Source organism: Streptomyces sp. NPDC053541 (genome assembly GCF_044544705.1).
GTDB lineage: Bacteria > Actinomycetota > Actinomycetes > Streptomycetales > Streptomycetaceae > Streptomyces.
Window position 1 is genome coordinate 632,020 of record NZ_JBITXM010000003.1, and the last position, 9,517, is coordinate 641,536.

The window sequence follows — 9,517 nt, forward strand, 5'->3', positions numbered from 1 at the left end:
CGGTGTCGGGTCGGTGTCGCGGCGACGGTGTCGTACGGGCCCGGTGGCCGGTGTCGTACGGGCCCGGGTGCCGGGGCCCGCCGTCCTACGGCAGGGCGGCGCCCCGGGCGGTGATCCAGAGCCGGTACCACTCCTCGTGGTCCAGGCCGGGTTCGGCGACGGCGGCGTCCCGGCAGGCGCGGACGCGGTCCGGGCTCGTGGTGCCGATCACCGGGACGATCCGGGCCGGGTGGCGCCGCAGCCACCACAGCACGATGGTCTCCGGCGTGGTGCCCTTGGCCTCGGCGAGCTCGGCGACCAGCGCGGCCGTGGCGTGCTCCTCGGGCGTCTCCTGACGTCCCGTGAAACGGCCCTGCGCGAGCGGCCCCCACGCCTGGAGCGCGATCCCGTGCCGCAGACAGTGCTCGACCGTGCCGGCCGGGAAGCCGACGCCCGCCGAGGCGGGGGTGTTCACCAGGACGCCGTCCTCCAGCCAGTCCCGCCGCAGCAGGCTCATCTCCAGCTGGTTGGCGACCAGGGGGAGGCCCAGGCGGTCCTGGATGCGGGCGATCTGCGCCGCGTTCATGTTGGAGACGCCGAAGCGGCGCACCAGGCCCTGCCGGTGCAGGGACTCCAGGGCCGTCGCGATCTCGGCGGGGTCGGCGAGCGGATCGGGCCGGTGCAGCAGGAGCACGTCGAGGACGTCGGTGCGCAGCCGGGTCAGGCTCTCCTCGACCCGGCGCAGGATGCTCGGCCCGCGCAGGTCGTAGTGGCCCGGCCGGTCGCCGTCCGCGAGCCGGATGCCGCACTTCGACTGGATCGTGATCCGCTCGCGCAGCCCCGGCGTCCGGGCCAGCACCTCGCCGAACACCGCCTCCGCCTTGCCGCGGCGGTAGATGTCGGCGTGGTCGAAGGCGGTGATCCCGCTCTCCAGGGCGGCCCGGACCACCGCCTCGGCCGCGTCCACGTCGGCGGCGGAGTACCCGTCGCCGTCCCAGTCGCCGCCCAGGCCCATGCAGCCCAGCAGCACCCGGCCGCCGTCCGCGGCCGCGTCCGCCGTCCGTGTGTCGTTCGTCTCCGTCGAGGTCACGCCGACACCCTCCCACAGGCCGTCGGCGAGCCGTGCCCCGGCAGCCACGTGGCGTCGCCGGGGCGGATTCCGGCGCCCGCGGGCCTGTGACCTGCGACGCATCCGTCTCGGTCCGTGGGATGCGCATCATCCTGGCTTCAACATTTTGTATACCATCGGGCGCTGAGGCCGCCCGCCAGGAGACACCGCACCCCACCATGAGCACGAGCACGAGCGCGAGCACGAGCGCCGACACCGCAGCGCCCGAGACCGCTTCCGGTACCGCCCACGGCTCGCCCGGGACGCGTCCGGCCCCCCGGATCATCGCGCGGCCCCCCGCGCGGCCGGCGCCGGCGGCGGCGTTCCACAGCATCGGGACGGTCACCGTGGTGCTGCTCGGGCTGGTCGCGATCGGTGCGGCCATCCACGAGCCGGTGCTCATACCGCCGCTCGCCGCGAGCGCCGCCCTGGTGCACAGCGCTCCCGCCCTGCCGCTCTCGCAGCCCCGCAGCGTCGTCGTCAGCCATCTGCTCGCGGCCGGCGTGGGCTACGGCATCCTCGCCCTGGCCGGTGCGACCGCCTGGGCCGCCGCGATTGCCGTCGGCGCCACCCTCGCCCTCACCTTCCTGGCCCGCACCCCGCACGCGCCCGCCTGCGCGACCGCCGTCGTGGTCGTCCTCCAGTCGCCCGCGCCGGCCCGCTTCGTACCCCTGCTGTGCGGCGCGTCGATCGTGCTCGTGCTGATGGAGTTCGCGGTGTCCCGGCTCCGCCGCGGTGCGCCGAAGTACCCCGCCTACTGGTGGTGAGGACCGGCACCCCGCCGGAACACCCGCAGTTCGCGCACCTCGCAGGACATCTCCGTCACCTCCGGGTCGGGCCCCGGGTGGTAGCGGCCCGCGCACACCGACAGATTGACGATCAGATACGCGTGCCAGGACCGCCCGACGCCCCGCCCGTCCGCGAAGACCTCCTCGTCGTCGACCCACCAGACCACCGACCGGGCGCCGAACTGGGTGCGCAGCCGGACCCAGCCGCCCGGACGCACCGCCGGTGAGCGGTGGTAGAAGTGGGTGCCGCGCACCCGGTTCGACAGCTCCAGCAGGTCCGGGTTGTCCGGGTGGTACTCGAAGACGTCGACCTCCTGGCCGCCGTCCCGCCAGGTCCAGATCGCCGGCCAGGCGCCGGTCTCCTCCGGCAGCCGCACCCGCGCCTCCAGGACGTCGCCCGCCCGCACCTCGAAGGCCTGCTCGCTCCCCTCGGTGGTCAGCAGACCGGTGTCCCACAGGCCGTCCCGGCGACGGGTCGCCCGGAAGACCCCGGAGCGGCTGTAGGCGGGGTCCTCGACCAGGTGATCCAGCTTGTTGTCCCCGGGGTTGACCGGACCGCCGTTCGGATAGGCCCAGGAACGGCCCGCCACCCACTGTTCCGGTGCGGTGAAGTCCGCGGTGAAGACCGGCTCGTCGGCCGGCTGCCGGCTCGGCATGTGTCCTCCTCGTACGGTCCGGCGGCCGGAGGGTCCGGCCGCGGGTTCTCGTGGCTCGTGTGTGTGGTGCCCGAGGGCGCGGCGACGATGCGGAACCCCCTCGTCCGTGTCGTGGACTCGCCATCCGAGCCCGGCTCAGCCCGGTCAGGCCCCGCGCGCCGCGACGATCACCTCGTCCTCCGCGTCCCACCACGGGACCCCGTCCTTCGGCGGGTCGAGCGCACCCGCCGGTCCGCCGCCGGCCCGAGGCGAAAGCCGATCGCGCACGCGCCCCACCGCCCCGCCCCGCCACGCCGCTGCGCGTGCGCCGCGACCAGCTCGGCCACCACCGTCGGCGTCTGCGCCGACCAGCCCAGCACCAGCGTGTGGCCGCGCTCCACCACCGCCGGACACGCCAGGGCCAGCCAGGCCACCGTTGCCGTCATGCCCTTCGCCACGGTCCGGTCGACCCGGTACCGGGCCCGCTCCCGCAGCCCCGGCGGCCCCGCCCGCCCCGTCCGTACCGCCCCCGCCGTCCGTCCCGGGCGTCGCCCCGTCCCCCGGCCACCGCACCGGCCCGTGCCGGGGCCCGCTCCGCGGGCAGGGTGATCTCGCGTTCCTTGCGCATGCCGGCAGAGTGACGGCGCCCGGGCCGCGAAACGCCGCCCACGTCCCGCGTTCATCCTTTCGGGCAGGCGGACGGGAGGCACCCGTTCGAGCCCTCCATGCTCCGCGCGCCCCCAGGCCAGGACCCGCCCGCGGCGGCACGAGGTGTGGGAAGGCGAAGCCGGGGCAGGAGCGACGGCGCGACCGCGTGACGGCGCGACGCATCCGCCGACGGGAGACGAGACCAGGGAGAGGAGCGGGAAGGGCCATGACCGAGCACACCGCCGAGGCCGGGTGGTGGTACGACGGGGGTGTCGGCACGGTCACCGTGGCCCGGGACGCCACCGCGGCCTTCCTGCGCCGCGCCACACGTCCGGGCGTCCACCCGGACACCCCGTCGGGCCTCGGGCCCGGCGCGGACCCGGCCCCGGACCGGGGCACCGTCGTGGACGTGGACACCGACACGGCCCTCCTCGTCGTCAGCGAACTCGTCACCAACGCGGTCAAGCACGCCCCCGGACCGCTCCGCCTGGAACTCGCGCTGCGCGAGGGCACGCTGGAGATATCGGTGTGCGACGGCTCCACCGCCGGCCCCGTGCTGCGCGCGCCCGACCCCGAGCGGATCGGCGGCCACGGCATGGAGATCGTGGCAGCGCTGTGCCGTTGCGTGGTGACCGAGCCCACCCCGCACGGCAAGCGCGTGACCGCCGTCCTCGGTGTCACGCGCCGTCCCGAACTCGACACGCGTGCGCCCGCGAAGCGGGGGTAGGCGAAGCGCCACAGACGACGAACGATCCGCGAGATACAGGAGGTTGTCCCCGTGCGGACCGAGAGGGTCAAGGCGACGACGACGGCCGGCACGCAAGAGGACCTGCCCGTGCTCGAAGCACCGCTCGAGGTCGCGCCCCAGGACGCGCGCGCCCTGACGAAGGTCTTCCTGCGCGAACTGGCGCTGCGTGAGGAGGGGACCGAGGAGCACCAGTACGTCCGCAACACCCTGATCGAGATGAACACCTCGCTCGTCCGCTACGCCGCACAGCGCTTCCGCGCCCGCGGCGACGAGATGGAGGACATCGTCCAGGTCGGCATCATCGGCCTGATCAAGGCCATCGACCGCTTCGACCTGAGCCGGGAGGTGGAGTTCGCCACCTTCGCCGTGCCGTACATCGTCGGCGAGATCAAGCGCTTCTTCCGCGACACCACCTGGGCCGTGCACGTCCCGCGCCGCCTCCAGGAGGCCCGGGTCGAACTCGCCAAGGCCCAGGACGAGCTCAGCTCGCGGCTCGGCCGCAGCCCGAGGGTGGCCGAACTCGCCGAGCGCATGGACCTCTCCGAGGACGAGGTCGTCGAGGCGCAGATCGCCGCGAACGGCTACCACACCGCCTCCCTCGACGCCGCATACGGCGGCGGGGACGACGAGGACGCCGACGCCTCGCTCGCCGACTTCATCGGCGAGGAGGACCCGGCGCTCGAACTCTTCGAGGACTTCCACACCCTGGCCCCGCTCGTCGAACTCCTCGACGAGCGCGACCGGCTCCTGCTGCACCTGCGGTTCGTGGAGGAGCTGACCCAGTCCGAGATCGGCGCCCGCCTCGGCGTCTCCCAGATGCACGTCTCCCGGCTGCTCGCCCGCTCCCTCGGCCGGCTGCGCGAGGGACTCCTCGCCGAGTCCCCGGCCGAACGCGGCTGAGCACGCGGCGGACGGGCGGAGACAGCGGTGAGCCCGGAACCGGTCCGACCGGTTCCGGGCTCACCCCTTGGCGCCCGATTGACGCCGGATGCGCGAGGACCCCTCGCGCGAAGGCTCCTCAGCGGACCGCGCTGAGGAAGGCCCGGGTGCGCTCGTGGGCGGGCGCGTCGAGCAGCTCGTCCGCTCGCCCCGACTCCACGATCCGCCCCTGGTCGAACATCAGGATCCGGTCGGACACGTCCCGCGCGAAGCCCATCTCGTGCGTCACGCACAGCAGCGTGATGTCGGTGCCCCGCGCGATGTCCCGCAGCACGTCGAGCACCTCCGCGACCAGCTCCGGGTCGAGCGCCGAGGTCACCTCGTCCAGGAGCAGGATGTCCGGGCGCATCGCGAGCGCGCGGGCGATCGCCACCCGCTGCTGCTGACCGCCGGAGAGACGGGTCGGGCGGGCGTCGACCTTGTCGGCGAGGCCGACCATGCCGAGCAGCTCGCGGGCCCGCTCCGCCGCCTCCTCCCGGTCCTCCTTGAGGACGTGCACCGGCGCCTCGACGACGTTCTCCAGGACGCTCATGTGCGGGAAGAGGTTGAAGTGCTGGAAGACCATGCCGATGCCCCGCCGGCGCTCCGCGAGGTACCGCTCGCTCGCCGGTACGAGCCGGCCGGCGCCGGACCCGTCGGCGCCGGGGCCCGGCATGTGCGAGAACGGCTCGCCGTCCACGTGGATGACGCCCTCCGTCACCCGCTCCAGGGTCATCAGCAGCCGCAGGATCGTGGTCTTGCCCGAGCCGCTCGGCCCGATCAGGGTGACCCGCTCGCCCCGCCCGACGCTCAGGTCGAGCCCGTCGAGCACGGTGTGGTCCCCGAACCGCTTGGTGACCCGGTCGAAGCGCACCGCCTCCGCGGCGCCCACGGGCCCGGCGGCCCCCAGCGGTCCCGGAACCCCCTCGGGCTCCGGGACCCCGTCGGGCTCCGGGAGCGGGTCCCGGAGCGTGTCATGCTCCTTCGGCAAGGCGTGCCTCCAGTCGTCGTACCAGCACGGACGTCGGCCAGCTCGCCAGCAGGAACACCGCGGCGGCCAGCGTGAAGCTCTCCAGATAGGCGAAGTGGGCGCTGCCGAAGGTGTTCGCCTCGTGCACCATCTCGTGCACCGTGATCACCGACAGCAGCGGGGTCTCCTTGAACATGGCGACCGCGTAGTTCCCCAGCGGCGGCAGCACGTTGCGCACCGCCTGCGGCAGCACCACCGCCCGCCACACCCGCCGGCGGGGCAGCGACAGGGCCGTGCACGCCTCCCACTGCCCCTTCGGCACCGCGTCGATGCCCGCCCGGTACACCTCGGAGAGGTACGCGGCGTAGTGCACGCCCAGGACGAGCACCCCGAGCACCAGCGCGTCTAGGCCCGGGACCAGCACCCAGGCGGCGAACAGCTGCACCAGCAGCGGGGTGGACCGCACGAAGGCGGCGGCGCCGTTGACCGGCGCGGCCAGCGGGCGGGGCGCGGTGCGCCCCGCCAGGGCGAGCAGCAGACCGAGCACCGCCGCCACCGCGAAGCCGCAGACGGTCGCGAGCAGCGTGAACCCGAAGCCCTTCAGGACCACCGGCAGGGCGTCCATGGCGGCCTGTCCGTCCCACATCACGCCTCACCTCCCGCGCCCAGGCGCGCCCGGGCGGCCCGCTCCAGGGCGTTCATCAACAGGCTCAGCACCCCCGCCAGCACCCCGTACACCACGAGCAGCAGCAGATAGGCGGCCGCCGTGTCGCCGGTCGCCGAGCGCAACTGGTCGATCCGGAAGATCAGATCGGGCACCGTCACGAGCGACAGCAGCGGCGTCGCCTTCAGGAGCTGCACGAGGAGGTTCTTGAACGGCGCCACCATCAGCGGGTGCGCCTGCGGCAGCACCACCCGGCGCAACCGCTGCCCCGGGCTCATGCCCAGGGCGACCGAGGCCTCCCACTGCGCCCGCGGCACCGCCGCGATCGCGCCCCGCACCACCTCGGCCCCGTAGGCGCCGTAGTTGAGGCCGAGCGCCAGCACGCCGCAGGCCAGCGGTTCGAGCCGGAAGCCGAGCATGGGCAGCGCGAAGAACAGCCAGAACAGCTGGACGTACAGCGACGTGCCGCGGAAGAACTCCACCACCGTGCGCGCCGCGCCCCGGACGAGGAGCCGGCGCGAGCGCGAGAGCAGCCCCAGCGCGTACGCGAGGACCAGGGCGAGCGCCGCGCCGAGCACCGTCGCCTCGACCGTGACGAGCAGCCCGTCCCCGAGCCGCGGCAGCGCGTCGCGCAGCTCCGCCAGGAACGGGCTCCCGGCCAGGAACCCGCTCACGCCGCTCCCCGGCCCGCGCACAGATCGGCGGTGCGCAGGGTGCGCGGCGGCGCCTCGCGCTCGGTGAAGCCGTAGCGCCCGACCAGCCGCACGAAGCGGGCGGGGTCGCCGGTGATCCGCGCCAGCTCGCGGTTGAAGGCGTCCCGCAGGCCCTTGGCGCCCGGCCGGAACACCGCCCCGCCCGCGCTCCACTGCTTCACCCCGTCCACCTCGGGCACGAACGGGGAGGTCACCTCCACCGCCGCGCCCGCGTTCGTCCGGGCCAGCCAGCGCAGCGAGATGCCGGTCAGGGCGAAGGCGTCGATCCGGCCGGCGAGCAGCGCGTCCAGGCCGTCCTGCTGCTTGGCCAGCGTCTTCACCGCGCCGTCCGGCACGCCGGCCGCCTTCGCGTACGAGGCCTCCACCGCGGCCGACAGGACGCCCACCGTCGCGCCGGTCCGCGCCGCGGACGCGAGGTCGCCGAGCCGCTTCGGATTGCCCTTGCGCACCATCAGCGCGGTGGGGGAGACGAACTCGGGCTCGGAGAAGATCACCTTGGCGCAGCGCTCGGGCGTGATCGACATCCCGGCGCTCACCACGTCGAACCGGCCGGCGAGGAGTCCGGGTATGAGCGAGCCGAAGTCGGTGAGCGTGGGCCGCAGTTCGCGCACCCCGAGCGCCGTGAACACCTCCCGGTGCAGGGTCGGCGCCTCGCCGGCCAGCCGGTCGCCCTCCTGGAATCCGTACGGCGCCTCGCCGGCGAAGCCGACCCGGACGAATCCCTGGTCGCGCAGCTTCGCCAGCAGGTCGGCGTCCGCCTTCGGCGCTCCCGTGCCCACCTCGGTGCGGCTGCATCCGGCGAGGAGGCCGGCGGCCCCTATCGCGGGGGCCAGGGCGAGGAATCCGCGCCGGTCGAGGCGTGCGGGACGGGACATGACGGTCCTTCCGGTGGAGACGACGGGGGAGGGGATCAGAGGTGCGGCGCGCGGGCGCCGGTGCAGCGGGGGACGGGCGGGTCACCCGATGGGCGTGGTGTCCCGGGAGGCGATGAAGGAAGGACGGCGGACCGGCGCGGCGAACGGCAGCTCCGGCGCGTTCTCCACGCTGTTGAACACCAGGAAGACGTTGCTGCGCGGGTACGGCGTGATGTTGTCGCCCGAGCCGTGCATGGCGTTGCAGTCGAACCAGGTCGCCGAGCCCGGCGCACCCGTGAACTGGCGGATCCCGCACGCCTCGGCGAAGGTCGTCAGCGCCTCGTCGGACGGCGTGCCGGCGTCCTGCATCTGCAGCGACCGCTTGTAGTTGTCCTTCGGCGTCTCGCCCGCGCACCCGAGGAAGGTGCGGTGCGAGCCGGGCATGATCATCAGGCTGCCGTTGGTGGTGTGGTTCGCGGTGAGCGCGATCGACACCGACACGGTCCGCATCTGCGGCAGCCCGTCCTCGGCGTGCCAGGTCTCGAAGTCCGAGTGCCAGTAGAAGCCGCTGGCGCCGAAGCCGGGCTTGACGTTGACCCGCGACTGGTGGACGTACACCTCGGAGCCGAGGATCTGTTGGGCCCGTCCGACGATCCGCGGGTCGGCGGCCAGCCGGGCGAAGACCTTGCTGATCCGGTGCACCTCGAAGACCGAGCGGATCTCCTGGGAGCGGGGCTCGACGATCGCGCGCTCGTCCGCGCGCACGGCCGGGTCGGCGATCAGCCGGTCCAGCTCGGCCCGCAGCTCGACGACCTCGTCCGGGGTGACCAGCTCGTCGACCGTGAGGAAGCCGTCGCGCTCGAACTCCTCCAGTTCGCGGGCCCAGAAGGGGCCGGGCGTGCCGGGCTCGGACCAGACCACGGGGTCCTTGCGGCCGATGAGCTGCTCCTGGGTGCCGCGGGTGGGGTAGAGGTCGACCGGACGGGCGGGGGCGGAGGTCATGACGGGGGCGCTTCCTTTCTCGTACGGAGGTGGGGGCGGGGGAGGGGATCAGACGGTGTCCGGGTCCGGCTCGGTGAGCAGCGGGTAGACGCCGTTCTCGTCGTGGTCCTCGCGGCCGGTGACCGGCGGGTTGAAGACGCACAGGCAGCGGAAGTCCTGCTTGACCTTGAGGGTGTGCCGCTCGTGCCCGTCGAGCAGGTACATCGTTCCGGGCACGATGGTGTAGGTCCGGCCGGTCTCGTGGTCGGTGAGCTCGGCCTCGCCGGCGGTGCACACCACGGCCTCGACGTGGTTCGCGTACCACATCGACGTCTCGGTCCCGGCGTAGAGCACGGTCTCGTGCAGGGAGAAGCCGACCCGCTCGCGGGCGAGCACGATCCGCTTGCTCTCCCAGGTGCCGGAGGCGGCCCGGACGTGCCGCTCGGTGTTCTCGATCTCGGCGAAACTGCGGACGATCATGCGGTGGACCTTTCGGTGGTACGGGGTGGGG

General features: G+C 73.9%; 11 protein-coding genes. 3 read left to right on the forward strand and 8 right to left on the reverse strand.

Annotated elements, in window-relative coordinates; all coding sequences use genetic code 11:
- Positions 1–85 precede the first annotated feature (85 nt).
- The gene (locus ACIGW2_RS10095; RefSeq protein WP_391651826.1) at positions 86–1,069 is read right to left on the reverse strand and encodes an aldo/keto reductase family oxidoreductase; all 984 of its coding nucleotides are present in this window, start codon (positions 1,067–1,069) and stop codon (positions 86–88) included.
- A gap of 197 nt (positions 1,070–1,266) precedes the next feature.
- Here ACIGW2_RS10095 and ACIGW2_RS10100 point away from each other — a divergent pair, with 197 nt between their 5' ends.
- Positions 1,267–1,854 (forward strand): HPP family protein, encoded by a 588-nt coding sequence (locus ACIGW2_RS10100; RefSeq protein ID WP_399842570.1) that lies wholly within the window; start codon positions 1,267–1,269, stop codon positions 1,852–1,854.
- Here ACIGW2_RS10100 and ACIGW2_RS10105 read toward each other — a convergent pair.
- Positions 1,842–2,531, reverse strand: coding sequence for a beta-glucanase (locus ACIGW2_RS10105; RefSeq protein WP_391651824.1), 690 nt, complete (start codon positions 2,529–2,531; stop codon positions 1,842–1,844). The two genes, ACIGW2_RS10100 and ACIGW2_RS10105, sit on opposite strands and share 13 nt — an antisense overlap.
- Positions 2,532–3,384: 853 nt before the next feature.
- On the opposite strand from ACIGW2_RS10105, the gene ACIGW2_RS10110 reads away from it, so the two are divergent.
- Both ACIGW2_RS10110 and ACIGW2_RS10115 read left to right on the forward strand, forming a co-directional pair.
- Positions 3,385–3,885 (forward strand): ATP-binding protein, encoded by a 501-nt coding sequence (locus tag ACIGW2_RS10110; protein WP_391651823.1) that lies wholly within the window; start codon positions 3,385–3,387, stop codon positions 3,883–3,885.
- Between the two features lie 51 nt (positions 3,886–3,936).
- On the forward strand, positions 3,937–4,806 hold the full coding sequence (locus ACIGW2_RS10115) for a SigB/SigF/SigG family RNA polymerase sigma factor (RefSeq protein WP_361584170.1): 870 nt from the start codon (positions 3,937–3,939) through the stop codon (positions 4,804–4,806).
- A gap of 118 nt (positions 4,807–4,924) precedes the next feature.
- Here ACIGW2_RS10115 and ehuA read toward each other — a convergent pair whose 3' ends face one another.
- From ehuA to ACIGW2_RS10145, 6 genes are all read right to left on the reverse strand, one after another.
- Positions 4,925–5,815: an ectoine/hydroxyectoine ABC transporter ATP-binding protein EhuA gene (ehuA, locus tag ACIGW2_RS10120; protein WP_391651822.1), complete on the reverse strand. Its 891-nt coding sequence runs from the start codon at positions 5,813–5,815 to the stop codon at positions 4,925–4,927.
- Entirely contained in the window at positions 5,799–6,440 is a 642-nt protein-coding gene (gene ehuD, locus ACIGW2_RS10125; RefSeq protein WP_391651821.1) for an ectoine/hydroxyectoine ABC transporter permease subunit EhuD, read from the reverse strand. The genes ehuA and ehuD overlap by 17 nt, the downstream gene beginning before the upstream one ends.
- Positions 6,440–7,132, reverse strand: a complete 693-nt coding sequence (ehuC, locus tag ACIGW2_RS10130) for an ectoine/hydroxyectoine ABC transporter permease subunit EhuC (RefSeq protein ID WP_399842577.1) — start codon at positions 7,130–7,132, stop codon at positions 6,440–6,442. The genes ehuD and ehuC overlap by 1 nt, the downstream gene beginning before the upstream one ends.
- A complete protein-coding gene (ehuB, locus tag ACIGW2_RS10135; protein ID WP_399842579.1) occupies positions 7,129–8,046 on the reverse strand; it encodes an ectoine/hydroxyectoine ABC transporter substrate-binding protein EhuB in 918 nt (305 codons plus the stop codon). Before ehuB ends, ehuC begins: the two co-directional genes overlap by 4 nt.
- 81 nt (positions 8,047–8,127) lie before the next feature.
- Complete coding sequence (gene thpD / locus ACIGW2_RS10140; protein ID WP_399842582.1) at positions 8,128–9,027, reverse strand: ectoine hydroxylase; 900 nt, start codon at positions 9,025–9,027, stop codon at positions 8,128–8,130.
- A 48-nt stretch (positions 9,028–9,075) separates the two neighbouring features.
- Positions 9,076–9,486, reverse strand: coding sequence for an ectoine synthase (locus ACIGW2_RS10145; RefSeq protein ID WP_356071584.1), 411 nt, complete (start codon positions 9,484–9,486; stop codon positions 9,076–9,078).
- Positions 9,487–9,517: the final 31 nt, after the last annotated feature.

Excerpts from the sequence above, each read along its gene's own strand:
- ACIGW2_RS10105 (WP_391651824.1), bottom strand. The coding sequence starts at position 2,531 with ATGCCGAGCCGGCAGCCGGCCGACGAGCCGGTCTTCACCGCGGACTTC.
- ACIGW2_RS10145 (WP_356071584.1), bottom strand. The coding sequence starts at position 9,486 with ATGATCGTCCGCAGTTTCGCCGAGATCGAGAACACCGAGCGGCACGTC.
- ACIGW2_RS10110 (WP_391651823.1), top strand. The coding sequence starts at position 3,385 with ATGACCGAGCACACCGCCGAGGCCGGGTGGTGGTACGACGGGGGTGTC.
- ehuD (WP_391651821.1), bottom strand. The coding sequence starts at position 6,440 with ATGTGGGACGGACAGGCCGCCATGGACGCCCTGCCGGTGGTCCTGAAG.
- thpD (WP_399842582.1), bottom strand. The coding sequence starts at position 9,027 with ATGACCTCCGCCCCCGCCCGTCCGGTCGACCTCTACCCCACCCGCGGC.
- ACIGW2_RS10100 (WP_399842570.1), top strand. The coding sequence starts at position 1,267 with ATGAGCACGAGCACGAGCGCGAGCACGAGCGCCGACACCGCAGCGCCC.
- ehuB (WP_399842579.1), bottom strand. The coding sequence starts at position 8,046 with ATGTCCCGTCCCGCACGCCTCGACCGGCGCGGATTCCTCGCCCTGGCC.